This is a genomic window from Afipia massiliensis (assembly GCF_001006325.2).
Taxonomy (GTDB): Bacteria; Pseudomonadota; Alphaproteobacteria; order Rhizobiales; family Xanthobacteraceae; genus Afipia; species Afipia massiliensis_A.
In genome coordinates, this window is sequence record NZ_LBIA02000001.1 from 293,877 (window position 1) to 319,027 (window position 25,151).

Consider the following 25,151-nt stretch of genomic DNA (forward strand, 5'->3'; position numbering starts at 1 on the left):
TCCTTACTGATTGTTCTTCTTGGCCGCCGCAACCGCGTCGCTGATGGCGGAGATGCGAATGGGAAGTTTGGAGAACGAGATGTCGAGACTACGGACGGCATCGTTGATTGCGTTCGATATCGCAGCCGGCGCACCGAGATAGCCGCTTTCACCGGATCCCTTTTGTCCGAACACGGTGTATGGGGACGGTGTGCAGTGATGCACGATCTCGACCTTCGGAATCTCGTGTGACGACGGCAATAGGTAATCCATGAAGCTCTGGGTCAACATCTGGCCTTCGCCGTCATAGACGAACTCCTCCAGCAACGCGGCGCCGATGCCGTGTGCAATGCCACCCAAGGTCATTCCCTTGACGATGTGCGGATTGATGACGGTGCCGCAGTCATGGCCGATCACATAGCGACGGATGTCCGGCTTGCCGAGAACGGGATCGATAGCGATCAGGACAACGTGAAATTCGAAAGAATGACACGGATACATTTGCACGCGGCCGTTCTCCGGAAGCTTGTCTCCGGTCGGAACCTGCATCACATGCGTGGTTTCCAGTCCCGGCTCCATGCCTGCCGGCAGCAGATGAAAATTGCGGTGGGCAATGCTGACGAGGTCAGCCCACCCCAAGTGGTCGGAACTCTTTGTGGCCGTTACGCCGCCATTTGAATAGCCGACTTCGTCTTCTGTGCAGCCAAACTGATGCGCGGCGATCTTGACGAACTTCGACTTGAGTTTCTGCGCAGCGTGGAATGCCGCACCACCCAGCATGATCGCCATCCGGCTGCCAACGGGAGTGTTGGACGGCAATGACGCAAGCGAATCGGGGCGCACAACTCGGATGCTGTCGGGATCGATTTCGAGAACTTCGCCGACGACGGTGGCCACCAGCGTCTCGTGCCCCTGTCCCGCAGAGGTCGTGTGAATGGTGACGGTTACAAATCCAACGCCGTCGATATTGATGCGGCAGGAATCCATCCACGTCGTCGTGGTGTTCTTCTCGTTCAGCAAAGGCTCGAACGACGAGTTCCCACCACTCGGCTCGAGGCAGGCGGCAATGCCGATTCCCGCGAGCATTCCTGATGCCCGCAGCCGATCGCGCTCCTTCTGCAGCGCCACGTAGTCGACGTGTGTGAGAACCTTCTCAACCACCGTGTGATAGTCGCCGCTATCATACCGCGTCCCGCTCGGGATGAGATACGGAAACTCATCCTTGCGAATAAAGTTGCGGCGACGAACTTCGACGGGATCAACCCCGATCGCATCCGCGACCTTGTCGATCGCCGTTTCGATTGCATAATTCGTCGGCGACTGGCCAAAGCCGCGCACAGCTTCCTGCACGGCCTTGTTCGACGTCACGGATTGCGCGCGATACTGCACGCTATTGATCTTGTAAGGCCCTACGATTGCGCCGATCGGCTTGCCGAGCTGGAACGGCGCACGGCCGGCATAGCCGCCCGCATTGTCCAGCGCGCGCATCTTCATCGACTTGACGATGCCCTGGTCGTTGAAGGCAATATCGACATCGAAAATGCGCTCGGGACCGTGTTGATCGCCGCCACGCATATTCTCGAGCCGATCCTCGATCAGACGAACGGGACGGCCCAGCCGGCGCGAAAGATGCGAAACAAGAACGGTGTGCTTGATACCGCGCTTGACGCCGTAACTGCCGCCGACATCGACATCCTGATGGACACGAACGTTGTTCGCGGGAATTCGTAATGCCCGTGCAATCTGGTCTGGATACTTCGGCATCTGAATCGAAGCCCAGACATCCAGTATTTCACGCCACGGGTCCCAAGACGCGATCACCCCGAACGTCTCGATAGGCACCGTCGAATTCCTGCCCCATACCACACGGAAAGACAGGTGACGCGGGCTTTCGGCGAAATCCTTCTCGACTTCACCCCAGACAAAGGTCTTGTCGAGCAGAACGTTCGAACCGTGTGCCGGGTGAACCGGAGGGCTATCGGGATTGAGCGCCTGCTCGGCATCCGTGACAAACGGAAGCGGCTCATAGCTCACGCGAAGTTTCTCGGTGGCGTCCTCGGCTTGCGCTCGCGTCTCGGCCACGACAGCGGCGACCCACTCGCCTGCATATCGGGTCTGACCAACGGCAAGCGGATAACGCTTCACGTTCGGCGTATCGAGCCCGTTCATCAACGGATCGACCGCAGCAGCCAGCTCTTCGCCCGTGAGAACGTAGTGTACGCCCGGCATCGCTAACGCGGCTGAACTGTCGATCGAGAGAATGCGAGCTGATGGATACTGGGATGGCAGGATCGCGACGTGAAGCGTACCCTCCCGAACAATATCGGCTACGTAATTACCACGGCCGACAACGAAACGACGATCCTCACGGACACGGCGATTGGTGGATACGAAGCGGAAGGCTGATGGATCGGCACTCATTTCGAGCCCTTTCCCGACGCATCAGCCGCAGCCTCAAGAACGCCCTTTTCAGACGCATCGTGGCCTTCCGCACTTCCAGTTTGCGCGGCCTTGTTACCTCGAAGCACATTCGATTTCTTCAACCGATCAGCCGCGAATTCGACAGCTTCGATAATCTGTCCGTAGCCAGTACAGCGGCAGATATTTCCAGAGATAGCTTCGACGATATCCTCACGGCTCACATCATGCGTGCGCTCAAGAAGCGCATGCGCGGTGAGAATCATGCCCGGCGTGCAGTATCCGCACTGCATACCGTGCGTTTCGCAAAAAGCATCCTGTATGACGCTCATCTCACCGGGTGCAGTTGCGACACCCTCGATGGTCGTGATGTCATAACCATCGGCCTGGACAGAAAATACCAGACAAGAGCGCACCGGCTCGCCATCCAGCAGCACCGTGCAGGCCCCACAGACGCCATGCTCGCAACCTGCATGCGTACCCGTCAGCAAAAAATCGTCCCGCAATGTGTCGAGCAGCGTCGTTCGCGGCTCGACGTCACTGGTGCAGATCACCCCATTGACATTGAGGTTCACTTTCATCTGGCTACTCCCAGGGCTTCTCCGCCATTGGCGCGGTCACGCGCATCTTCCAGCGCCCGCGTGCAGAGCGTAACGGCAACGCGGCGGCGATAATCCGCGCTCGCATGCAGATCGTCCGTCGCATCGAGGTCAACCGCGGCGGCCGCAATGGCGTCGGCTAGCGATTTTTTCTCGAGGCGCGTTCCGAGCAGCGAAGATACATCGAGCTTCAGCGGCCGATCTCCAACGCCGCCGATTCCGAGCGACGCTTCGAGGCAGCGCCCATCTTCGTCAATCGCGATCTGCGCCGCAGCCGAGACAAATGCAAAATCGGAACTGCGAGCGCTGATTTCGTGAAAACCAACGCCAACCCGCTTGTGAGTCCAGACCGGAAAGCGAACCGCGCTGAGACATTCACCGATGCCGATCGTAGTCAACATCGGGCCAATAAAGAAGTCGTCCGCAGGCGTTGAAACAGGGCCATCGGGAGTTGCAGCTTCGATTTCGGCGCCTAGTGTTACTGCAACCAGCGGGATTTCCGCTGAGGGGTCGGCATTCGCAATCGAGCCTCCGATAGTCCCGCGATTCCTGGTCGGAGGATGTCCGACCCACGGCAGCGCGAGCGCCAGCAACGGAACTGAAGTCCTAATCAGCGGACTATTCAATGCCATCGCTTGCCGCGTCGTTGCTCCGATCACGAGCGAGCCGTTATCTTCGCGAATGCCGGAAAGCTCAGGCAATCGCAGCACATCCACCAGCTTGGTTGGACGGGCAAGGCGCATGGCAAGCATCGGCACCAGCGTTTGACCGCCCGCGATCACGCGCGCATCTTCATCTGCAGCAAGCAGACCGCACGCCTCGGCAAGCGACCCCGGCCTGACATAATCGAATGGCGCTGGTTTCATAATTCTTCAGCCGAGCAAGGGGCCGGCGAAAGCCGGCGACAACACCGAAATGGTTTGATTTTTAAGAAGCGGTCCGTCGACCTCGCTCGCTTTCTTCACCGCAGCCCATTCGCTGTCTGCACCGAACGCAGCCCATGCCGCCTTCCGCGCCTCTTCGCTCGGAAACCGCGTCATGTATGTGAGACGGCCATCTTCTTCCGTCGCGACAAATGCGCCGACAAGTTCGATTCCGTGACGGGGAAAGAATTTCGCTGCGACCGCATCCTTAAAACGTTTGCGCATCGCTTCAGCGCGGCCTTCAACGGCCTCATACACCCGGATTTCGTAAACCAAGACACACTCCTCGAAGCCTGCAATTCCGCACTCGCGCCATCGTATTTATGTCGGCAGCTTTAGGCCCCGAACTAAGAATTCACGAAGGCAATTGTCAAATAAAAAATGAAGCAATGAGTCAATTTTTGCTCATTTGAAGCTATTACAATTATTAGATTGTCACAGTTTTTGGGCTAAATGGCCGCGCCCGTAGTCGTTTTGCATTGTCCTCACGCCAATTTCCCAGGGAGTTGAAACGATTTTCAAATTGTACTATTCGACAATGCTGCGACGATATGGGACCATCACCCACACGCCACGGGGATAAAATGACTGATTGGGTCCCGACCCTTCCTGCAGGCGGCGGTCCTCGTTATCTCGCCTTTGTCGAGTCTCTCGAAGAGGACATCGCTAGCGGCCAGATCAAACCCGGCATGCGACTGCTCCCGCAGCGGGAGATGGCCCAAAGGCTCGGGCTCAGCATCGGGACAATTTCGAAGGCTTATTCCGAAGCGGAGCAGCGCGGTCTCATCTCCGGAGAAGTCGGGCGTGGCACCTTTGTGCAGCGTCGCAAGCCGGAACAGCGCAAAGGCTACGTCCCGTCCGATGCCCCTATCAATCTCGCTCTGAACGTCCCACCCTATACAGGCGAAGACGAGGTTATCGCGTCGGCTCTCGCCGAGATCGCTGCGGAAGGCGAGATGGCAAACCTGCTTGGCTATTTGCCGCATCAGGGCATTAGACGTCATCGTGAAGCGATGGTGATCTGGCTTGCGTCGTTAGGGGTCACGGCCGATCCGGATGAACTTTTCATCACTCACGGGGGGCAACACGCCATCTCCGTTGCACTCAATCTGGCGAGCGCGCCTGGTGACATTGTTCTCACCGAAAGGTTTACCTATTCGGGAATGATCGCGCTGTCCGCGCAGAACGGCTATCGGCTGCACGGAGTGGCGGCCAATGCGGACGGCCTCATTCCCGAAGCACTCGACCGCGCGTTCGGTGAGACCGGGGCCAAGGTATTGTTCTGCATGCCAACCTTGCAGACGCCCACCGGGGTGACGATGCCGGAAGAGCGTCGCGACGCCATCGCCGAAATCGTCCGCAAGCACAACGCCTATTTGATCGAAGACGACGCTTATGCGTTTCTGTTCGAGAATCCACCTCGACCCATCTCTGAGCGGATTCCGGAACGTAGCTTTTACGTTGTGAGTTTTGCCAAGTGCCTCGCGCCGGGATTACGCATCGCGGCAATGATTGCACCCGCTTCGTTCCGAGACCGCTGCAACAATGCCATCCGGGCAACAGGCTGGATGGCCACACCCGTCATGGCAGAAGTCGTCGCAAGACTTATTCATAACGGCGACTTGGTCCGCCAGGTCAAGCGCAAGCGCGAAAAAGCTGCCGTGCGTAATGAAATCGCAAGCAGGGTTCTAAGTTCCTGGTTACCGCCAATTTCCTCTCCTCCGGGATTTCATCGCTGGCTTCCACTTCCTGCGGGCCGCACCCTGAATGCACTCGTCACACAGGCTGCGCACGCAGGCATCACGCTTGCGCCGCCCGGAGCATTGCAGCAAGTCGACCGCGGTACGCTCGGAATCCGACTTTGCCTTGGCCATCCTTCCGCCGAAGCCGACCTTGAAAAAGCGATGGTTGAGATCAAGCGAATTCTCGAAATGACGGAAGAAATATCCTTTGTCTGACATGCCATGCGTCATTCAAACGCAAAAGGCTACGGGGTCGCGTCTACCAAGGCGACAAACTCAAGAAACAAGAAAAGAAAAGCAGCGAATCCATTGGACGCTGATCAAGGGAAAAGGAACGCAAACCAATGGAGCCGTTCGCGCTTGTCGCGCTGGTAGTGGCGACATTTCTTCTCGCAGGCTTGGTCAAGGGCGTCGTCGGAATGGGGTTGCCGCCCGTTGCCATCGGCATAATGGCGCTCGCGATGCCGCCGGCGCAAGCCGCCGCGCTGGTTTTGGTGCCCGCCTTCGTCACCAACATCTGGCAAATGATGTCGGGCGAACGCCTTATCATCGTCGTTAAGCGCCTGTGGACGCTTCAGTTCGGTATCTGCATCGGCGCCTGGTTGTGCGGCGACATCCTGACAACGCAAACGTCCAAACTACCCAGCCTTCTACTGGGTTTGATGTTGATGCTGTACGCCGTCTACGGAGCGGTCTCCGTAACGCCGCGGATGCCCGCACGTTATGAACCGTACATGTCTCCGATCGTCGGTCTGATGACCGGCGTCATCATGGCGGCAACCGGACTCATGGCCATTCCTCTGGTCCCCTATCTGCAAGCAATCAATCTTGAAAAGGAAAACTTGCTACAGGCATTAGGGCTGTCCTTCTTCATATCAGCGGTCGCACTGGGCACGGTACTTACGAGCGCGAATATTTTCCGCGGCGACACAGCGCTTATGTCGGCGTTCGCGCTGCTGCCGGCCGCGGTGGGAATGGCCGTCGGCCGACGCTATGTCAGCCGCATCTCCGCCGCCACTTTCAAGCGCTGGTTCCTGATCGCGATATTCCTGATCGGATGCGCCTCAGCCATTCAGGCGCTCCGATCCGCGCAACCGCTCTACTAATCAAGAAACATTACGGGGAAGTGCTACGCCAGAGTATCTCGCAATGTTCGTCACCAGTGGAATTGAAAAATGGGCTGTGCCGATCAAATCCGGCGGCATCACCGTTGATTGATGTTCATGCAGCATGTGACCGCTGAGATGACGGTATTGAACTGACGGGGAGGACATCGGAATGATCGAGCTTCGCCAATTTAGACAGTTCATCGCGGTGGCGGAGGAATTGAGTTTCCGTCGCGCCGCCGAGCGGCTGAACATGGCGCAGCCTCCTTTGACAGCAACAATAAAACGTATCGAGGATGAAGTTGGCGCCGTCCTTATCGAGCGGACCAACCGCATAGAACGCTTGACCGAGGCAGGTCGCGTGTTTCTCGATGAAGCACGAAAAACCGTCAATCAGGCAGAGCGCGCCATGCTCGCAGCACAGCGGGCGGGCGCTGGCCTGACAGGGACGCTACGAGTGACATTCGTTGCAAGTGCTGCTAGAGAAATCCTGCCCTCAATCTTGCTGCGATTTCGAGAGCATTACCCCGCGGTCAAGCTTGAACTACGAGAGGCTATGACAACCCAGCAGCTTGCGTCTTTGGCGAATAACGACAGTGATCTGGGCTTTGTTATCCCTCCCCTCCAGGATGCCGAAAATCTAACAATCGAGGTCATTGCCAGAAACCGGCTGGTTGCGGCCTTGCCGGAGGGACACCCGCTAACAAAAGCGGCCCAGATAACCCTCGCCGACATGTCTCATGAATCGTGGATCTTGTTCGCGGCCCGCCAAGGCCCCGGCTTACATCGCATCATCCACACGGCATGTGCCAAGGCCGGGTTCTCACCCATGATCGGTCAGGAAGCCCCGCAAATGGATACGATAGCGAATCTTGTGGCGGGCGGAATGGGCGTTGCTCTGGTGTCGAGAGCACTCGCGACGAGCGGGCGCAGAGGCGTAGCCTTCCGGGAGTTGGCCGGGCCCGGAACTCCGGTCGAGTTTGAACTGGCAATCGCCTATGCTCACTCTTCCCCAGTTCTGAATGCATTCGTCACCGCAACCAGATTGCACACGAAGATGATGGCGCCGTGAGCTGCGGCTGATTGATCCGGGACGATGCGCATCCACTGTCTCAATCAGCCGCTGTAGTCATTTCAACTATTCCGGCGGAATGTTTGCCTTCCTGACGACATCGGCCCAACGCGCAATCTCGCTATCTACAAAGGTGCGGAACTCGTCTCCGTAAAGGTCGCCAGGTTCGACACCCATCTCAGCTAGCTTCTTCTTAGTCTCCGCAGACTCGTTGACTTCCCTCATCGCGGCGACAAGCTTCTTGTAAATCGGAGAGCCGTTCGCCTGAGGCATGTAGACCCCAAACCAAGCTTGGACGTTGAAGCCGTTCACGCCCGACTCATCAAGCGTCGGAACATCGGGAAGCAATGGCGAGCGTTTCAGCCCCGTCAATGCGAAAACACGCACCAGTCCGCCCTTCGATGCATTTATGACCGTCGGCAGCGAGTCGAACAGCAACGGAATGTGTCCCCCAATGAGATCGTTCATTGCAGGGCCGTTACCCTTGTAAGGAACATGAACAACATCGACTCCTGCCATCTGCTTGAACAGTTCACCCGAAAGATGGTTGGAGCTGCCAGTGCCGGCCGAACCGAACGAGTACTTGCCTGGATTCCTTTTGAGGATCTCAATCAGCTCCTTAACGTTCTTTGCCGGGAAATTGTTGGACGCAAGAATTGCGTTGGGGGCCGCTGCGACGAGCGCAATAGGTGAAAGATCCTTCTTCGAGTCGTAAGGAATGCTCTTGTAAAGGCTCGGCGTGATAACGTGATGCGTGGCCGTGAGGAGCAGCACCGTACCGTCAGCGGGAGATCTCACCACCGGTTCGGTACCGATGATACCGGATGCACCCGGCTTGTTCTCGATATACGTCGTCACACCGAGTTTATCGCCGAGGATTTTCCCGACCACACGCGCAAGCACGTCAGTCGGACCACCTGCAGAGAACGGCACGATAATTCGGATCGCATTACCCGGAATCTCCGGCCCAGAACTGCGCGCATCGCCCGTCGCAAAAAGAAGAAGAACGGCTATCGCCGCAACGAGTACTCTTCGCATTATCATCCCCCAGATGGCGTTTTGTTCTTTTTGGTTACGTTATAGACTGTTCGTCGTCCAAGATTTGCCGTCTCAGACGAGCTTCTTCACCGGCGTCGGGTCCAGGTTGAAGAGACGCGCGGCATTCAATCCGAGAATATTTCGCTTCGCCTGCTCGGTCAGGAAAGGCAGATCGCAGATTTCCTGGGGCAGATCGAAATCGAAATGTGGCCAGTCTGACGAAAACATCAGCTGCGTCTCTGCCTTGATCATTTCGAAGGTGTTCTCAAGCGCCTTCGGATGCGTCGTTTCCATTGGCTGCGTCGTATAGAAGCAATTCGTATTCATATACTCGCTGGGCATACGCTTGAGCTGCGGCGCCTCGGACGGACGCATCAGATACTGATCATCGAGCCGCTGCATAAGGAACGGCACCCAAGCCAATCCACTCTCGACCCACATCGTCTTGAGTTTAGGAAATCGCTCGGGAATCCCGTTCAGGATCCAGTTTGTCATGTGAACCATGTTGCACCAGGCAAAACCCAGCGCATGCATACCGAGAAAGCGGTTCACAGTCGCCAATGAGGGATCCTGCCAGTGATATCCCGCATGAAAAGCCAACGGCTTCCCGGTTTCTTCGATCATTGAATACAGACGCATATATTCGTTGCTGTGAACTGGCTTGTAGCGCGTGCTCGTTACACAAAATCCGATGACGCCTTTGTTGTCGCCGAATTCCTCTACCGCACGTTCGGCCTCCTTTGGCGTATTGAACGGCAAATAGATCAGCGTCTTAATTCGATCTTCGGCTGACAGTATTCTGTCCGCCATCCATCGATTGTAGGCACGCCCAAGCCAGACCTCCATTTCCGTCTGCGGATGCATGCCGAGAAACAACATCGGGGTCGGAAAGACCACCATATTGTCCACGCCGAGAGAATCCATCGCACGGCGCGTCAAGGTGACATCGCGGTGAACGTCTGTTTCCTTCACAGCCTCGCGCTGATCGTCCTGATGCGGGATGCGTCCGCCCACCGACTGGTAACGTAGGCCGAGATCGCCGTTCAGGCCATATGGTGGTGCGCCGATCCGCTCCGCCTGATAGCGCATAGCGTTATCGCGAATAACCGGATCCTCGATGTACGTGACGACCTCTTTCCACGAAACCGACTCGACGTGATGCGCGTCGATATCGACGACAAACCAGTCTTGCAGCCCGCGCTTGACGGCATTCCGCTTTGCGTGCGCAAGCACGTCTCGCGTATCCGTGTAAACATCGATCTGCTGCGTCGCGGCGTATTGAGGGCCGACCTTCTCCCGAATATTCATGACTTAGCCCCTGGATAGTAACTATCTTCGTCCGGCCGCCGGCGATACCAAAGTGCAAGCTCCACCGGACCGAGATGAAGCGCCCGAAGCATTTCCGAAACGGCTGACAGCAATTCCGTCGGTGTCATTTCGCTGTCGCGCTCGCCGGCGATAGGCGGAAATGTTCTTTCCTCACCGTCAGACTTCGCGACGTAAAGGCGAATGGCTGCCGTCAGAATTTGCGCAACGGATTCGTCGGAGACACGATAGGCCTCACCGCTTTCCACCAACTCCCGCGATGCGCGCAGCAGATCGGGAGCGAGCGAATCGATCCACCCATACTGATCGTTGCGCCGGTCAGCGTCAGACTCGGACATAGATCTCTCCATCCCTGATTGTCATTTCTGCTTTGCGCAACCGGATTTTGGGATTTCCCTGATGGTTTCCGGTTTTGATGCTGTACTCGTAGCCATGCCACGGACAGACGATGTTTGTTTCCGACTCGTCGTATTCCATCGCGCGTACGGTGTGATCTTCCGCAACAGGTTCGAGCACGCGCTTCATGATACGCCCTTGGCAAATCGGACCGGCTCTGTGGGCGCATCGATTGTGCCAGGCGTAGAATTCTCCATCGATCCTGAAAACACCGACTTCCATGTCGCCGCAGACGATCACCTTGCGGTCACCATCGTTGTAATCCGCCACCTTCCCTGCGCTGTATTCTTGCATTGCGTCTCTTTCCATCGGTCGATTTTCACGGCGGCTCGACGCCACTCAGATCGCGCACCAGCGAGATCGCTCGCACGCAATGCTTGCGTTTATATTTCATTCTAGATTTTGAACCGGCAATAACGCGTTTCTGAACGAGCGATATGCCGCGCGTATCGCGAAGGCCAACGGCCCCCATATCGCGCAGCAAGAATGGCCGCTGGCAACCGCTACCGTCTGTCTGGCGATCCTGAAAAGCTGACACAGCCGCCAGCGCTCCCCTGCCCGCGCTAGTGCTCGACTTGCGTTCGACTCCTGTTAAAATTTTCTACCAGTCAAGCAGGGAGAAGAAACGTGGCGAAGACACCAATCTGGCAGTGGTCGGCTACAGAAACGGCCGCAGCAATCAAGACAAGAAAGGTGACCTCCGAGGAAGTGGTGAGCGCCCATGTCGATCGGATGCACGAAGCCAACGCCGCGATCAACGCGGTGGTCGTCGATCTCAGCAAAGACGCGATGAAAGCAGCGAAGGCCGCCGACAGGGCGCTCGCCAAAGGCAATGACATCGGACCGCTGCACGGTGTTCCGGTCACGATCAAGATCAATATCGATGTCGAAGGCCAAGCCAACTCGAACGGCGTCGTCGCCTTCAAAGACAATATCGCTCCGGGTGACTCGCCGGTCACCAGCAATCTGAAGAAGGCGGGCGCGGTCATCATCGGCCTGACCAATACACCTGAATTCTCGCTACGTGTCTGCACCGACAATCCGCTACACGGGCTGACGTTGAATCCCTGGGACCCGGCAGTCACTTGCGGCGGGTCTTCAGGCGGCGCCGGCGCTTCTATCGCTGCTGGCATCGGCACCATCGCCCATGGCAACGATATCGGCGGCTCGCTGCGCTGGCCGGCGCAGTGCAACGGCGTCGCTACCATCAAGCCGACCCAGGGGCGCGTTCCAGCCTTCAACCCGAGCGCCACTGCAGAACGGCCTCTCATGGCACAGTTTATGTCTTCGCAAGGGCCTATCGCCCGCGAGGTCCGCGACGTGCGCCTGGGACTGGAAGTTATGGCTCAGCGAGATCCCCGCGATCCGTGGTGGGTGCCGGCGCCATTGAAAGGACCTAAGCTGAAGGGAACGATCAACGTTGCGCTGGCTAAAATCCCCGACGACATGAATACCGATCCCGGCGTGATCTCACTCCTGCGAAAGGCCGCCGACTATCTCGCCGATGCCGGGTACAGAGTTAGCGAGGTCGAATTACCCGATCTCAACGGTGTCTGGCAGCTCTGGTGCGATCTGATCATGACCGAGCTTCAGGTCCTGCAGGAAGAACAGATGCGGGCTGTCACCAGCGCAGATTTCAACCAGACGCTCGACGCTGTTTTGGCGTTATCAACACGTCTCGACCAGGCCGGCTATATCAAGGCAATCAGCGATCGGTCGCGCCACATCCGCAACTGGATGACCTTGCTGGAGGACTATCCGCTCCTCTTGACGCCGACAACGGTGAGGGCCACGCCGGAGGTCAATGCCGATCTCGGGGGCCACAAGAGCGTGAAGGAACTGCTCCGGAATGATCTTCGTTTCATCTCGTCGATGAATGTGCTCGGTCTGCCGGCAGCAGTCGTGCCGGTCGGACTCCACAAAGGTTTGCCTGTCGGCGTCCAGATCGTTGGGTCGCGCTATCGCGAAGACCTGTGCCTGGATGCCGCCGCAGCCATCGAAAAAAGAGCCGGCATTCTGGTCAGAAAACTATGGGAACGGTAGCCCCGTAATCGCACCAAGATAACGCCTGCGCAAGCCAATGAAGGGATCGGGCGTCGATCGAGCTTAGTCCTTGCAGGTTGATCGACCTTATCAGAAGCGCGAACGTTACTTATAGCGATCTTCGCGGCTCGCTTCTGCCTGCGCAACACGCAAACATTCTGTCGCAGATGCCATACACGCAGTTGATCGCAGCTCAAAAGCGCGCGGTCATGCCGCGCGCTTTCAATAGAGCATCGAAGAAACTGGCTAACTGCAACCCAAGTGACTACACGCCAAGCGCTCGCCCGTCGCTGCGCGGATCATGCGCGCCTGTGATGCTTCCGTCGGGGTTGATGCGGATCGCGCCGGGATGGCCCGCGAGAGGGCTTTGGGCTGGGATCGGGCTCATTTCATGGCCGCGCTCAGCGAGCTTCTTGAATACCTCTTCGCCTGCATCCTTTTCCAGCTTCAAGCTATCGCGTGAATCGGAGAACGTTTTCCCGAGCAGGAAACGCGGCCGCGAAAGCGCCGTAAGCGGATCCATGTTGTAGTCGATAAGCCTTGTAAGCACTGCCGCCAGCGTCTGCGGCTGGCCGTCGGCACCTTGCGTTCCATAAAGAAGATGAGGTCGCCCCTGCTTGAGATACATGCCAGGATTAAGTGTGTGGAACGGGCGTTTGGCCGGCTTGAGACAGTTAGGACTCGCAGGATCGAGATTGAACGAGGCACCGCGATTGTGCCACAGGATGCCGGTATCGCCCGCGACCATGCCGCTCCCCCAGTCGAAATAGACCGTCTGAAGCATACTCACGCAATTGCCGTTCTGATCGGTCGCTGCGATGTAGACCGTATCGCCTTTCTTGAAGACGTGCGGCCAGGGCTGTGCCTTTTCCATGCTGATGGCCTTGGCGTGCGCATCGAGACCGGCCTTCGAGAGCAACTGATTGACCGGAACGTCGGTAAATTCGGGATCGGCGATATAGCGATTGCGGTCGATGAATGCGTACTTCACAGCCTCGACAAGCAGATGATAGTAATCCGCGCTGCCCTCAGGGTACTTTGCGAGTTCGAAGCGATCGAGAATGCCCATGATCTCAAGGGTCGTAATACCCTGCGTGGGCGGCCGCAGACCAATGAGTTCACCACCACGATAACCGACGCGTAGCGGCGCTTCATCGCGGGCACGGCAGCGTGCCAGATCATCTGCAGTGAGCGGCGAGCCTACTTTCTTCAGCCCAACCACAATTCGTTCGGCAAGTTTTCCTTCGTAGAAATCGCGCCCGCCGTTAGCCGCCAGCATTTCCAGTGACCGGGCGAGTTCGGGCTGTACGAGCGTTTCGCCAGTTTCCGGCATTCGTCCTGCAGGCATGAAAATGCGTTGAACATCTGGCCAATCTTTCAGATCCTTTGCTCGAAAGTCCTGCCAGAAACGCTGCGAAGGCGTGACGGGGAATCCTTTGCTTGCATACTCGATCGGGCGCTCGAACAGCGACGCCCAGCTCAGCTTGCCGCCCCAGGACTTGCGGCTGAAATCGAAAGCCTGATCCCATGTATCGACCGTGGCGGCAGCGGTAAGCGCGGACCCGGGACCTCGAACCGGGACGCTGCCGCTATAGTTCGGGGGATTTGCAGCGGCCTGGCCGATTCCGGACAAAGTCCGGATGTTGCCCTTGCGGTCACTCATGATCATGAAGGCGTCGCCGCCAAGGCCAGTAAAGTGCGGATAGGTCACGCAGAGCGTTGCGCCGATAGCGATGGCCGCTTCGATGGCGTTGCCGCCCTTGCGCAACACCTCCAAGCCCGCTTGGGTCGCGAGATCGTGGGGACTCGTGACCATCCCCTTGGTCGACTGAGCGAGCGCGCTGGAATTGGATAACGCTCGAACGGGGCCCGGCATCGCAGCAGCAACAGCGGCGAAGGCTGACGTGACAAGCAATTCTCTCCGCGAAAAATGACCTCGGCTCTTATCGAAGACTCTAGTATCTGACATCAGTATTCCCCCGTTTGTGTTATGGTGAAATCCAAAGCGCGATCAATAGCCTGCATGCACGAGCGAGTTCTTCGTCACCTCCGGAGTTGATAGCCCGCGCTTATTGCGGGCGAGAAAACGATTATGGGTTCTGTACGATATGTGTTCCGGTCTCGCCGCGAAGCGCAGGCATTGCGTGATCGAGATGACTGATGATTGCGCGCTTGCCGCCGCCTTCCAGAAAGCGGATCGCCGCATCGATCTTCGGCCCCATGCTTCCGGGCGGGAAATGTCCCTCGCGGTGATAGGCCTTGATCTCATCGAGCGTCACTTCTGTGAGCTCCTTCTGGTTCGACTTGCCGAAATTGACGGCAACACGCGGCACCGCCGTCAGTATCAGCAGCTCGTCGATATCGAGCACGTTGGCGATGTGTGCAGATGTCAGATCCTTGTCGATGACCGCAGGCACGCCGGTGCGCACGCCCTTCGCATCGCGGATCACGGGCATGCCGCCACCGCCGCCGGCAATGACGATCGTGCCGCGCTTGACCAGTGCATCGACCAGCGAAATGTCGCAGACATGCTTCGGCTTCGGCGAGGGCACGACATGACGCCAGCCGCGACCTGAATCCTCGCGCATCGCCCAGTTGAGTTCTTTGCTGATATTCTTCGCTTCCTCTTCCGAGAAGAACGGACCGACAAATTTGGTCGGATTGCGAAAGGCCGGATCGTCGGCATCGACTTCCACTTGGGTCAGAAGACTCGCGACATGGCGCTGATTGCCATTTTCCCGCAGCGCGTTCTCGATCGCCTGCATCAGAAGATAACCGATGCCGCCCTGGCTATGCGCCACGCAAATGTCCATCGACATCGGCGGGATGCGGCTCATGGTCAGCATCTGACGCATCATGATCTTGCCGACCACAGGTCCGTTGCCGTGCGTGATCACCAGTTCGTTGTCGATCTGGGCAAGCGGCAGCAATGCCTCCGCGGTTTGCCGCGCGACAGCTTTTTGCTCGTCGGACGTGCCGCTGATATCTTCGGGATGAACCGCGTTGCCACCGATGGCAATTACGAGGCGGCGCGGAACTTCATTAAGTGTTCGCATAGCGGTTCACCTTGATGTCATTGGTCGCGATAGCCAGCACGAGTTCGCATGCCTGTGCATTCGACGGCGCGACCATAACGCCTGCTTCTTCCAGACGCCGGACCTGCGCGGAGCGCACCTGCCGATCAAGCTCGGTGCCCGTTACCGAAGCAACAATGATGGGCGCATTGTCAGCGCGGTCCGCCACGATCTCCGCCAGATGCGTTGCAGGATCGGCATGCGCGCCGTAGCCAATCACGAGATCAACAAGAATGACCGCGACCTCGGGATCGATCAGCGCTGCGCGCAAGGCGTCGTCGCGCACCGACGGATCGATCATGGGATGTGGACGGCCTTGGGTATATTCGTCGGCTCCGAGATCGATGATCCGGTCTCGGCCCACGCTCTCTGGCGCATCGAGATCGGGAACGTTGGGGATCGCCGCGTTCGACGCCACCTTGCGACCGCCGGCCCCGAGGATCACCTGTGCTTCGGCGCAGAGTGTTCCGCCCGCAAACAAACCCTCGATCCGGCGCTCACCCTTGCGCCTCGGCAGACGTGTAGCCAGTTTCGTGACGTTGAAGTTAGCGCCGATGATCCGGCCTCCGAGTGCGAGTTCAGCAGCATCCTTAAGTGTGCGGGCAAACTTCGCATTCGGCGGCAGATCGGCTGAAGCAGCGCCAATGAAGCAGACCGTGTAGGGCTTCGGACTCTTGGCGATGCGCCCGATTACAACCTTCGCGACATCGGGATGCGGCGGCTTGGAGATCAGCACAACGCGATCCGTTGCCGGATCGGCGTCCAGCGCGTCCATCGCCATCAGCGTCGTAATCCCGCCGATTTCTTTTTTCAGGTCGCGCCCGCCAACGCCGATCGCATGCGAGATGCCCTCGCCCGCTTCGGAGATGAGACACGAAACTTCCTGGGTGCCGGTCCCGGACGCCCCGATGATCCCGATCTTGCCGCGCTTCAGCTTGTTGGCGAATGCCAGCGGCGCGCCACCGATGACGGCCGTACCGCAGTCCGGCCCCATCATCAGCAGACCCAACTCCCGCGCATGCTGCTTGAGCGACAATTCATCCGCAATCGAGACGTTGTCACTGAACATCAACACGTGAAGTCCGCGATTGAGCGCCTTGCGTGCTTCCGCCGCGGCGAACTCGCCGGGAACGGATATCAACGCCAGATTTGCGTCAGGGGCGGCCTTGACCGCCGCACCGATGCTGCGCGGCTGCCATGCAGCTTCTCCCGAACTCTGGGTCTTTGGCTTATCGAGCGCCTTGAGCGCGTCACCAAGCGCAGAGCGCGCGGACTGTTCGTTCTCGGCCCTGACCGCAAGGATGAGATCGTTGCCTTGCGCCGCGATATCGCCGTCAAGAAGCCCGGCGTTACGCATAATGGCCAAATTCGACGGCGTCCCCATCATCAGCGCGGCTTCGAGAATGCCGGGCGCCGCCGCGATCTCACGCGACAGCCGCATCAGCGCGACGGAATCCAGATAGAAACCCTTCCGAATCTCATTCAGTACGAACGCACTCATGATACCCCCAGGTCTTTCGCAATGGCCCGAACGGCTTGCTGGAAGCAGGCCATCGGGGCCTTCACCACGCCCGCACCCACCTGCCCGATTCCAGGTTCGCGGTGCGCGATACCGGTGTTGATGATCGGTGCCAGCCCGGTTTCAACCACAAGCCGCACGTCGATGCCGGTCGGAACGCCCGCAAAATCAAGTGCAGCTATCGTCCATTCCGGATTTTGCCCCACGGTGATTTCGCCCATTGCCCGGGTGAAATTTCCCGCTGACGACGGCGCGCCAGCGCCGATGAACCCGGCTACCGCAGGTGAAGCCGCCATGGCGAAGCCACCGAGACCAATTGTCTCGACAATGGCGGAGTCGCCCATGTCGGGATTAGCGTCCTTTTCGGAATAGCCCGCGAAATAGAGCCCCTCGGGCATTTCGACCGGCGCGGTGAACCACTGATCACCGAGGCCACTCACGCGCACGCCGAAGTCGGTGCCGTTGCGGCACATGGCAGTGACGACCGTTGAGCCGCGAATGCCTTTCGCCGGATCGGTCATCGCCTTGCCCATCGCCATCGCGATGTTGAGAAAGAACTGATCGTTCTGTGCAATGAAGGCGATGCAGTCAGCAAGAACCGCGTTATCGGTCGACGTGCGCGCCATTGACGGCCCGACTTCTCTAAGAAACACGCTCGAACAGGCGAGATTGCGTTGATGCATTTCGTCGCCCATCGAGAGACCGCGCGCGATGATCGACTTCAACTCGATGCCACCGCGCGCACGAATGGCCTTGGCGAGCACCGGTCCAAACACATCACGCAGCCAGGCGAGACGGGCGAGTACGCTCGCGTCATTCCCGCCGAAGCGCATCACCTTGCCGAGTCCTTCGTTAATCGCGCAGTAGGCCCGGTTGGAGAACCGGGTGTTCTCGACGACGAAAAGAGGCATCGACACGGTGGTCATGCCGGTCATTGGACCGACTGCGCCAAAATGGTGATTGGGGTGGAATTCGATGCCGCCGCTCGCTGCCAGTTCGGTAGCCGCATCGAGATCGGACGCCCAGCCCTCAAAAACGATCGCGCCTGCGACCGCGCCGCGCATCGGACCGCACATCTTGTCCCATGTGATCGGCGGCCCGGCATGAAGAACCATGCGCTCCTTTAAGCCCTTGAGCACATCCCGCGCCGGAACGATGTCGATCAGCTTTGGCTCGCCTTCCAGAATGCGCGCCACGGCCTGCTTGTTTGCTTCTTCGATCAGTTTCATGGACGCCCCCTCATACGCCCAGCTTTGCAAGCAGCGACGCCATCTCGGGATCACCACCAGCCGGCGGCGACCAGTCGACATGGACAACCTCGATGTCGCAGTCGCGCAGATCCTTCACGAAGCCCTCAAGTCCGACGTTCACGACTTTCACGTCGCCCGTCAGCAGGGCCTGGTACGGCGTATTTTTTTCGGGTGCCACCAGCGTCATCCTTTACTCTCTTTCGATGGGTCGAGATTAGTAAGAAAGTTTTTACTTTGTCAATTGCGGATGCGAATACACTGCACGAATGCCGAACGTGCGAGCGAAGGAACGAAAAGAAGAGCGCTGGCACTACGCGTCGCTATCGACAGGCCACCCTGCGCCGATGCAACACCACGAGCCCGGCACGCGCACGATCCCCGGGGCACTGAGATTCCAGTGAGCCCCGAGGATCTCGCGCCGCAAATCGCAACCTACCGCGCGGCCACCACGCCATCGCTGCGGGGATCGCTTGCGCCCTCCATCAAACCATCCGGGTGCCATACGATTGCGCCCGCGTGCCCCATGAACTCCTCGAACGCCCCCACCACCTGAACATCGTGTCCGAGGCTGCGCATGGCGCCGATTGTCCCTGGATCGAAACGAGACTCGATTTTCAGATTGTTGTTTTCCTCGCCCCACGTTCGACCGAGCAGCCAGCGCGGGGCCGTGACTGTCGACTGGAGATCCTGACCGTGGAGTGCGTAGCGCGAGAAGATGGCGGCCTGCGTTTGCGGCTGCCCTTCACCGCCCATCGTGCCATAGGACATCAGCCGACCGTCGCTCAGCTCGGCCATTGCAGGCTGGATCGTGTGGAACGGAAGGCGCGACGGCTCAAGCCGATTCTGTTCATTCTCGGCGAGGCTGAAGCTCGTTCCGCGATTTTGCCAGGTCACACCGGTCTGAGGAAGAATGACCCCCGAACCGAACTCCCAGTAGATACTTTGAATGAAGCTGACGCTCAGACCGCTGCGGTCGGTTGCGGCGAGCCATACCGTGTCACCCTGCTTGGAAGGATCTGGCCACGGGGCAGCGCGTCCTGTCGCAACAGTTTCATCGAGAGCTGCGAGCGCTTCTTCCGTCAGGAAATCAGTCGCAGCCCGCTCCATGTAGTCGGGATCTGTCACATGGCGGTTGCGAACGCGGAATGCCGCTTTCGTGCATTCGACCAGCCGGTGCAGATGATCGATGCCATCCGCCTCGTTGGCGATACGCCGCGCGTAGAGTCCGAGGATCAACAGCGACGCCAGACCTTGCGTCGGCGGCGGCATATTGAAAACCTTGTGACCTGCCACATCAAGCGACAAGGGAGTCACCAAGGTTGCCTGATGACGTTCGAGATCGGCCAGACGAAGCGGGCTACCCGCCTTCTCCAAATCCGCGGCCATCGATCGCGCAAGATCGCCGCGATAGAAATCAGAAAGGCCCGCTTGCGATAGGCGGGCGAGCGTGTCCGCAACGCGTGGCTGCCTGAGTTTGGAGCCGACAACAAGCGGAGCGCCGTTCGGCAAGTAGACATCGGCGAAGCCCGGCACGTCTTGCAACTCGGGGCGCTTCTTCTTGGTGTTTTCGTGAAGGGTCTGCGGAACTGGCACCCCTTCCCACGCGTAACGAATTGCGTCCTGCAGAAGCCGTGACATCGGCAATCGACCGCCATGCTGCCGGCGACTGAGATTCTGCGCCTTCTCCCAGCCGTCAACGGTGCCTGCAACCGTCAGCGCCGATAACGGACCGCGCCCGGGGACGGCAGCGCACCCGCGCTCGCGGTACCAGTTGCGATCGGCGGCCATCGCGGAGCGCCCGCATGCCTGAATTCCGATTGGCGCCGATCCCGGCTTGCCGATCAGCCAAAAGCTATCTCCGCCGAGGCCGTTCATGTGCGGATATACGACGGCGATTGCAGCCGCAGAAGCAATCATCGCTTCAATCGCATTGCCGCCATCGGACAGAACCGAAAGACCAGCCTGTGCCGCGAGATGATGCGGCGCCGTGACCATGCCTCGATAGCTTCTTTTCGTCTGCAACATCGGAACGCTCCGGCTAAAAACAAGTAATAATGTTTTTACTTATATATCGTCAAGAGCGTTTGCTGCGCGGCCCAAAGCGTCACGCGGCGTCGATGAAGGACATCTTGCGGCCAGGGACACCGGAACAGCGCTACAAACAAGAACTGCTCCGAACACAGGGTCCGGAGCAGCCAAGGTTGGGGAACGCCCGCGGCGCAAATGCGCTTGTTAGGTGCGGATGGAAACAGAGCTTCGTTCTTTATCGCCGGAAAGATTCCGCTCGACCGCTCGCAGCGCAATCAAGACACCTGCAAAGCCGTCGCGGCCCGAGCTGTGACCGATCGCCGATACTGCGGCCAAAGCCCGCTCAACACGACCCACCTCGCCTGTCATCGTCGCGTGAACTGCAGCATGCATTGCGGCGGCTCCATAGCCGAGCGCCGCTGTCCGCAAATGTACCCGGCTGATGTCGTTGGTGCGATCAAGATGCTCGCGGCAGACGTCCCAGATAAGGTCCCGCACATTCAACAGATCGAGCGCCGCCAGCGCGATCAGCGCGCCCCCGATCAGATCATCGCCGGACGGCGTGAGACCGGGCCCAAGGCCGATCAGATTTACAAGCTCCGCACAGTCCGCAGACGACGGAGCGCGCTCATGGAGCGCATCTATGATAACGCGACCGAGAGCAGCGATTCCCGCGGCAGCGGCAGCGACGAGCGGCGTAAGTTCCGTGGGAGGTTGCGCACAACCCGCCGCCGCCAATCCCTCCTCCGCCGAACCAACACGCCAGAATTCGTCAACAGCGACGAGCCCGATCCGCAAACCGGCACGCGTCCAACCGGGAGCCAGCTCTGGTTTCCAGATGGAGGCGCCATCGAACGTGGCGAACGGCTTGTTGTCGATAACAAGGATTGAGCCAGTCACTGCGACCACAGCCCCGACCATTGGCCAACACTGTGGCCGACGCTCGCACAAAACGTGCAGCGGACCAGAGCCAAGATGCGGGAGGCCAACACAAATCCACTGGCTGCCGAGCACAGCGTAAAAAGAGCGATCGAAAACAGCGACAACCCGGCCGTTGCTTTCAACCTGAAGGACCTTTTCGGCCAGCAAGCCTAGCTCACCAATGGCCGGAACTTGGCGAATTTCAGCTCGCCCGGGCTGTAGGGCGCGCTCCAAAGTTCGTATTCGATCCGCAATCATCATACCGAGATTCCGCGCCGCAAATCGGCAAGAAACCGTCCGCATCCTTAAAGTAATAATTCTCTTACTTATCATTGTCAAATGACAACGCCGACCGCAAAAGCGGCCGGCGAATTATGACAAAGGTATGCTCGGGAGTGGACCGCTGCGCGTGCGGTCGCAAAAAGCGAGCAATTACACCAAGTCGGACGCCTTGCCCCGCACAGGCGAGAGCTTCGGAGAGGACACTTTTTTGCCGTCCTTGTGTAGCGCATCAGGGGCCATCAACCATGTCGCGATGACATCGTGAGTGTGCATGCGGCGATCAGCGAGCCATTGCGGATCGCTCAGATCCTTGTCGAACATCAACGACAGCGTGTGCCGGTTCGACACATGGAAGTAGCTGAATGCGGTAATCGTCACGTAGAGCTGGATAGGATCTATCCCGCTGCGGAAAATACCTGCCGCCGCTCCGCGCCGCAGAATGTTCTCGATGTTGGAAACAAGCGGCATGGTGAGCGCTGCAATTTTGCGGGATTTACGAAGGTATTTCCCGCGCTGCAGATTCTCGGTGTTGATCATAGCGATGTAGTCTTGGTGATTCTGAAAAAACGTGAACGTAAAATCGATGAGCTCCTGTAGAGCTGTCGCGGGGTCGAGGCTGTCCAGATTAAGCTGCTGTTCAGCGGCCCGGATCTCCGTATAGACGTGCTCAAGAGCAGCCAGGTAAAGCCCGTTCTTGTCTCCGAAGTAATGATACAGCAAACGCATATTGGCCTTTGCGCGCGCGGCAATCGCATCGACGCGCGCTCCGCCAAGACCATTCCGGCAGAACTCAAAAGTAGCTGCCTGCAGGATCGATTCCTTGGTGAGGGCAGAATCCCGCTTGCGCTTGCCCTCTGGCTTCTTTCGTACCGAACGCTTCTTTGCTGACGTCTCGTTCATCCGTGCACCTGGTCAACGCCTTTGAGAGCATCTGGCGACTTTAGCATGAGTTGCCGTTCCGGCGGGTCGTTCGACCTCTGAAACCTCGTTTTACGGGCGGCATTTGACAGCTAGCTACCACACAGGCCCGATTGCAATCAAATAACGGGAACGTCCATGCCACACCGTCGGCCATCCGGCGATCAGGGCACGTGTTTCAACGCCCATCGGCGGTCATCGCTCCGTTACTGGCAATCAGACGACCCGCCTTGTAGACGTCGCGCGACTTCGGCCGGGAAATCACCGCTTCCTGGATGTGCTGCGCGTCGAGCACGAGGAAATCGGCTACCCCACCTTCGACGAGACCATAACCCTCGATAGTGAGCGCTTTCGCTGCGCTCGACGTCACCATATCGAAAGCAAGCGCGAGTTCCGCATCGGTGTTGAAGCCCGAACGATACCCCACGATCATTGCCCGTTCCAGCAGATCGCCGTCGCCGTAAGGCCACCAGGAATCCCGAATATTGTCGTTGCCTGCGAACACGTTGACGCCAGCGTCATGAAGCAGCAGCACCGGCGGAAAGGCGTGGGCTCCGGGCGCGTTCGTCAGAATAGACACCCCCGCCTCTGCAAGCTGATTTGCCGCCCGCTGCGCGATATCGCGGGAAACCTGACCGAGCGCATAGGCGTGACTGATCGTTACCTTGCCGGCAAGCCCGAGCGCCTTGGTGCGCCGCGCGATCTCCTCGATTTCGAAGACACCGAGCAGATCGCCGTCATGCAGATGTATGTCTATCCCAACGCCATGACGTCCTGCGATATCGAAGATCGCATCGAGATGTCCTGCGATGTCGCCATCATAGCCAGCCGGATCTAGGCCTCCGACGAGATCGGCACCGTTACGAACGGCCTCATCGAGCAATTCGCGCGTACCAGGCGCTGTCACGATGCCGCTCTGCGGAAAGGCAACGATCTGGATTGACACCCTGTCGCGATGCGCATCGCGAACCGCCACGACTTGCTCAAGATTCCGTAACCCGATCCCCGGATCGATATCGACGTGGCTGCGCATATGGGTCGTTCCCTGCGTGACGCAGAGCTCGATCAGACCCGCGGCGCGCACGGGAATAGGCTTCGCCTTGGCAAGCTCCTGCTTTTCGAATTCAACCCGTTCGCGGACGTTGAAGCCCGCAGTGCAGGGCCTATGGGGTTTCCACTCGTCGCCGATGAAGCCCTTGTCGAGATGAATGTGGCCGTCGACGAGACCCGGCAGCACGAGACGACGGTTGAGATCCAAGGTTTCATGCGCCGACACGGAGCCGCACTGATCGGAGGTGATCGCGGCGATGCGGCCATTCCTGACGGCGATATCGACAACGCGTCCATCGGACAGTCGTGCATTTCGAAACAGGGCGTCGAACTCAGTCAATTGATGTCCCCAAAAATGTAGCCAGGCGAACGCGTCGTCGGCTTAGCGCTGCGTCAAGACGGAATGATCCCTTCCGGCAACGTGCGGCAATGGTCCGCGACGCCTCCAGCGGTCGTAATCCAGATGTCGCTGCGCTTCGCAACGATGGTTTGCAGCGCGCGCCGCAGTGGCCGCAGACGATGCGGCTGCCCGACAAGATAAGGATGCAGCGCGATTCCCATCACGAGGGATTGCTTCGTTGACTGCTCCAGCATTTCCTCGAAGGTATCGACAATCATCGCCGCGAACTGTTCGCCAGAATCTTTCCTGCCGACGATGGAGGGAATATCGTTCAGCTCCTGCGGATACGGCACTGAAAGAATGCGCCCGCCATCTCTGGTCGAAAACCATACCGGCTGGTCGTCCATGCACCAGTCCAGCAGATAGCTGTAGCCAGCCTCGGCCAGCAGATCCGGTGTAACCGAAGATTGCGAAATCCAGGGCCCGAGCCAACCAGCCGGCGGACGCCCCTCCGCGCGCGTGATGACCTCGGTGCACTCCTCGATCAGCAGTCGCTCCTGTGCTTGCGGCATTATGCCCTGCCGCTCCGAATTCGTCCGACCGTGACCGACCACCTCGGCTCCGCGCACCCGGAAAGCATCCATCACCTCCGGACAGTAGTCATAGATGCTGCTGTTCGCGAGCACCGAGACCGGCAGTGACAGTTCGTCGAACAGGTCAATCAATCGCCAGACACCGACCCGGTTACCGTAGTCGCGCCATGCATAGTTCAGAACATCCGGCTGCGGTCCGCCAGGGCAAAGTTCCGCGCCTAAACCGTCGCCAAAGGCGAAGTGCTCAAGATTTAGGCCGATGTAGACCGCAAGGCGCTTGCCTTCGGGCCAGTTGAAGTCGGGTCGTCTGACGATGGCGCTATAGCCATAACGCCCGTGAGAAGGAACTTCGAGGGTTTGCCCTGATCGCTCGCCGGACGCCCTCGATACGTGACCAACATCTTGCTGGAAGCCTCCAACGTTGGGCGCAGACTTCACGATGTTGCCCAGTGTATTCGACGCGCCTGTCTGCGTGGCGGGTTTCTCGCCCATCCAAAAACTCCTTCAACAAGATGATGTGCGCTTGACATTCCA

General features: G+C 58.6%; 22 protein-coding genes. 4 read left to right on the top strand and 18 right to left on the bottom strand.

The window, feature by feature from the left end; translation table 11 throughout:
* Nucleotides 1-3: 3 nt before the first annotated feature.
* The 4 genes from YH63_RS01290 to YH63_RS01305 are packed head-to-tail and all read right to left on the bottom strand — an operon-like array spanning nt 4 to nt 4,195.
* On the bottom strand, nt 4-2,400 hold the full coding sequence (locus tag YH63_RS01290) for a xanthine dehydrogenase family protein molybdopterin-binding subunit (RefSeq protein ID WP_046829168.1): 2,397 nt from the start codon (nt 2,398-2,400) through the stop codon (nt 4-6).
* Nucleotides 2,397-2,978, bottom strand: coding sequence for a (2Fe-2S)-binding protein (locus YH63_RS01295; RefSeq protein WP_046829167.1), 582 nt, complete (start codon nt 2,976-2,978; stop codon nt 2,397-2,399). Before YH63_RS01295 ends, YH63_RS01290 begins: the two co-directional genes overlap by 4 nt.
* Nucleotides 2,975-3,862, bottom strand: a complete 888-nt coding sequence (locus tag YH63_RS01300; RefSeq protein WP_046829166.1) for an FAD binding domain-containing protein — start codon at nt 3,860-3,862, stop codon at nt 2,975-2,977. The genes YH63_RS01295 and YH63_RS01300 overlap by 4 nt, the downstream gene beginning before the upstream one ends.
* A 6-nt stretch (nt 3,863-3,868) precedes the next feature.
* Complete coding sequence (locus YH63_RS01305) at nt 3,869-4,195, bottom strand: NIPSNAP family protein (protein ID WP_046829165.1); 327 nt, start codon at nt 4,193-4,195, stop codon at nt 3,869-3,871.
* Between the two features lie 308 nt (nt 4,196-4,503).
* On the opposite strand from YH63_RS01305, the gene YH63_RS01310 reads away from it, so the two are divergent.
* The 3 genes from YH63_RS01310 (at nt 4,504) to YH63_RS01320 (ending at nt 7,839) form a co-directional block, all read left to right on the top strand.
* Entirely contained in the window at nt 4,504-5,877 is a 1,374-nt protein-coding gene (locus YH63_RS01310) for a PLP-dependent aminotransferase family protein (RefSeq protein ID WP_046829164.1), read from the top strand.
* Nucleotides 5,878-6,005: 128 nt separating this feature from the next.
* Complete coding sequence (locus YH63_RS01315; protein WP_046829163.1) at nt 6,006-6,767, top strand: sulfite exporter TauE/SafE family protein; 762 nt, start codon at nt 6,006-6,008, stop codon at nt 6,765-6,767.
* A 172-nt stretch (nt 6,768-6,939) separates the two neighbouring features.
* On the top strand, nt 6,940-7,839 hold the full coding sequence (locus tag YH63_RS01320) for a LysR family transcriptional regulator (protein ID WP_046829162.1): 900 nt from the start codon (nt 6,940-6,942) through the stop codon (nt 7,837-7,839).
* A gap of 66 nt (nt 7,840-7,905) precedes the next feature.
* Here YH63_RS01320 and YH63_RS01325 read toward each other — a convergent pair whose 3' ends face one another.
* From YH63_RS01325 to YH63_RS01340, 4 genes are all read right to left on the bottom strand, one after another.
* Nucleotides 7,906-8,877 carry a Bug family tripartite tricarboxylate transporter substrate binding protein gene (locus YH63_RS01325; protein ID WP_046829161.1) on the bottom strand — a complete coding sequence of 324 codons (972 nt, stop codon included), beginning with the start codon at nt 8,875-8,877 and terminating at the stop codon, nt 7,906-7,908.
* A 72-nt stretch (nt 8,878-8,949) separates the two neighbouring features.
* The gene (locus YH63_RS01330; RefSeq protein WP_052753886.1) at nt 8,950-10,185 is read right to left on the bottom strand and encodes an amidohydrolase family protein; all 1,236 of its coding nucleotides are present in this window, start codon (nt 10,183-10,185) and stop codon (nt 8,950-8,952) included.
* Nucleotides 10,182-10,541: a hypothetical protein gene (locus YH63_RS01335; protein WP_046829160.1), complete on the bottom strand. Its 360-nt coding sequence runs from the start codon at nt 10,539-10,541 to the stop codon at nt 10,182-10,184. Before YH63_RS01335 ends, YH63_RS01330 begins: the two co-directional genes overlap by 4 nt.
* Complete coding sequence (locus tag YH63_RS01340) at nt 10,528-10,893, bottom strand: Rieske (2Fe-2S) protein (RefSeq protein WP_046829159.1); 366 nt, start codon at nt 10,891-10,893, stop codon at nt 10,528-10,530. The genes YH63_RS01335 and YH63_RS01340 overlap by 14 nt, the downstream gene beginning before the upstream one ends.
* A 294-nt stretch (nt 10,894-11,187) precedes the next feature.
* Here YH63_RS01340 and YH63_RS01345 point away from each other — a divergent pair, with 294 nt between their 5' ends.
* The gene (locus YH63_RS01345; protein WP_046829158.1) at nt 11,188-12,642 is read left to right on the top strand and encodes an amidase family protein; all 1,455 of its coding nucleotides are present in this window, start codon (nt 11,188-11,190) and stop codon (nt 12,640-12,642) included.
* 265 nt (nt 12,643-12,907) lie between these two features.
* On the opposite strand, the gene ggt is transcribed toward YH63_RS01345, so the two are convergent.
* The 10 genes from ggt to YH63_RS01395 form a co-directional block, all read right to left on the bottom strand.
* Complete coding sequence (gene ggt, locus YH63_RS01350) at nt 12,908-14,518, bottom strand: gamma-glutamyltransferase (RefSeq protein ID WP_205717117.1); 1,611 nt, start codon at nt 14,516-14,518, stop codon at nt 12,908-12,910.
* Between the two features lie 214 nt (nt 14,519-14,732).
* Nucleotides 14,733-15,698: a carbamate kinase gene (gene arcC, locus YH63_RS01355; protein WP_046829156.1), complete on the bottom strand. Its 966-nt coding sequence runs from the start codon at nt 15,696-15,698 to the stop codon at nt 14,733-14,735.
* The gene (fdrA, locus tag YH63_RS01360; protein ID WP_046829155.1) at nt 15,685-17,217 is read right to left on the bottom strand and encodes an acyl-CoA synthetase FdrA; all 1,533 of its coding nucleotides are present in this window, start codon (nt 17,215-17,217) and stop codon (nt 15,685-15,687) included. The genes arcC and fdrA overlap by 14 nt, the downstream gene beginning before the upstream one ends.
* The gene (locus tag YH63_RS01365) at nt 17,214-18,464 is read right to left on the bottom strand and encodes a DUF1116 domain-containing protein (protein ID WP_019196112.1); all 1,251 of its coding nucleotides are present in this window, start codon (nt 18,462-18,464) and stop codon (nt 17,214-17,216) included. The genes fdrA and YH63_RS01365 overlap by 4 nt, the downstream gene beginning before the upstream one ends.
* Nucleotides 18,465-18,474: 10 nt before the next feature.
* Nucleotides 18,475-18,672 carry a hypothetical protein gene (locus YH63_RS01370; protein WP_046829154.1) on the bottom strand — a complete coding sequence of 66 codons (198 nt, stop codon included), beginning with the start codon at nt 18,670-18,672 and terminating at the stop codon, nt 18,475-18,477.
* 245 nt (nt 18,673-18,917) lie between these two features.
* Nucleotides 18,918-20,510 (bottom strand): gamma-glutamyltransferase family protein, encoded by a 1,593-nt coding sequence (locus YH63_RS01375; RefSeq protein ID WP_046829153.1) that lies wholly within the window; start codon nt 20,508-20,510, stop codon nt 18,918-18,920.
* A gap of 207 nt (nt 20,511-20,717) precedes the next feature.
* The gene (locus YH63_RS01380) at nt 20,718-21,695 is read right to left on the bottom strand and encodes an oxamate carbamoyltransferase subunit AllH family protein (RefSeq protein WP_046829152.1); all 978 of its coding nucleotides are present in this window, start codon (nt 21,693-21,695) and stop codon (nt 20,718-20,720) included.
* Nucleotides 21,696-21,866: 171 nt separating this feature from the next.
* Nucleotides 21,867-22,616 carry a TetR family transcriptional regulator gene (locus YH63_RS01385; RefSeq protein ID WP_046829151.1) on the bottom strand — a complete coding sequence of 250 codons (750 nt, stop codon included), beginning with the start codon at nt 22,614-22,616 and terminating at the stop codon, nt 21,867-21,869.
* A 196-nt stretch (nt 22,617-22,812) separates the two neighbouring features.
* On the bottom strand, nt 22,813-24,024 hold the full coding sequence (locus tag YH63_RS01390; protein WP_046829150.1) for an amidohydrolase family protein: 1,212 nt from the start codon (nt 24,022-24,024) through the stop codon (nt 22,813-22,815).
* Nucleotides 24,025-24,077: 53 nt separating this feature from the next.
* A complete protein-coding gene (locus tag YH63_RS01395) occupies nt 24,078-25,109 on the bottom strand; it encodes a polysaccharide deacetylase family protein (protein WP_083992670.1) in 1,032 nt (343 codons plus the stop codon).
* Nucleotides 25,110-25,151: the final 42 nt, after the last annotated feature.

What these genes read in the sequence shown, in the direction of transcription:
- YH63_RS01385 (WP_046829151.1), bottom strand. Translation starts at nt 22,616, where the DNA reads ATGAACGAGACGTCAGCAAAGAAGCGTTCGGTACGAAAGAAGCCAGAG.
- YH63_RS01380 (WP_046829152.1), bottom strand. Translation starts at nt 21,695, where the DNA reads ATGATGATTGCGGATCGAATACGAACTTTGGAGCGCGCCCTACAGCCC.
- YH63_RS01330 (WP_052753886.1), bottom strand. Translation starts at nt 10,185, where the DNA reads ATGAATATTCGGGAGAAGGTCGGCCCTCAATACGCCGCGACGCAGCAG.
- YH63_RS01310 (WP_046829164.1), top strand. Translation starts at nt 4,504, where the DNA reads ATGACTGATTGGGTCCCGACCCTTCCTGCAGGCGGCGGTCCTCGTTAT.
- YH63_RS01375 (WP_046829153.1), bottom strand. Translation starts at nt 20,510, where the DNA reads ATGTTGCAGACGAAAAGAAGCTATCGAGGCATGGTCACGGCGCCGCAT.
- YH63_RS01370 (WP_046829154.1), bottom strand. Translation starts at nt 18,672, where the DNA reads ATGACGCTGGTGGCACCCGAAAAAAATACGCCGTACCAGGCCCTGCTG.
- fdrA (WP_046829155.1), bottom strand. Translation starts at nt 17,217, where the DNA reads ATGAGTGCGTTCGTACTGAATGAGATTCGGAAGGGTTTCTATCTGGAT.
- YH63_RS01325 (WP_046829161.1), bottom strand. Translation starts at nt 8,877, where the DNA reads ATGCGAAGAGTACTCGTTGCGGCGATAGCCGTTCTTCTTCTTTTTGCG.
- YH63_RS01295 (WP_046829167.1), bottom strand. Translation starts at nt 2,978, where the DNA reads ATGAAAGTGAACCTCAATGTCAATGGGGTGATCTGCACCAGTGACGTC.
- YH63_RS01340 (WP_046829159.1), bottom strand. Translation starts at nt 10,893, where the DNA reads ATGCAAGAATACAGCGCAGGGAAGGTGGCGGATTACAACGATGGTGAC.
- YH63_RS01395 (WP_083992670.1), bottom strand. Translation starts at nt 25,109, where the DNA reads ATGGGCGAGAAACCCGCCACGCAGACAGGCGCGTCGAATACACTGGGC.
- YH63_RS01300 (WP_046829166.1), bottom strand. Translation starts at nt 3,862, where the DNA reads ATGAAACCAGCGCCATTCGATTATGTCAGGCCGGGGTCGCTTGCCGAG.
- arcC (WP_046829156.1), bottom strand. Translation starts at nt 15,698, where the DNA reads ATGCGAACACTTAATGAAGTTCCGCGCCGCCTCGTAATTGCCATCGGT.
- YH63_RS01315 (WP_046829163.1), top strand. Translation starts at nt 6,006, where the DNA reads ATGGAGCCGTTCGCGCTTGTCGCGCTGGTAGTGGCGACATTTCTTCTC.
- YH63_RS01365 (WP_019196112.1), bottom strand. Translation starts at nt 18,464, where the DNA reads ATGAAACTGATCGAAGAAGCAAACAAGCAGGCCGTGGCGCGCATTCTG.
- YH63_RS01320 (WP_046829162.1), top strand. Translation starts at nt 6,940, where the DNA reads ATGATCGAGCTTCGCCAATTTAGACAGTTCATCGCGGTGGCGGAGGAA.
- YH63_RS01290 (WP_046829168.1), bottom strand. Translation starts at nt 2,400, where the DNA reads ATGAGTGCCGATCCATCAGCCTTCCGCTTCGTATCCACCAATCGCCGT.
- ggt (WP_205717117.1), bottom strand. Translation starts at nt 14,518, where the DNA reads ATGCCGGGCCCCGTTCGAGCGTTATCCAATTCCAGCGCGCTCGCTCAG.
- YH63_RS01335 (WP_046829160.1), bottom strand. Translation starts at nt 10,541, where the DNA reads ATGTCCGAGTCTGACGCTGACCGGCGCAACGATCAGTATGGGTGGATC.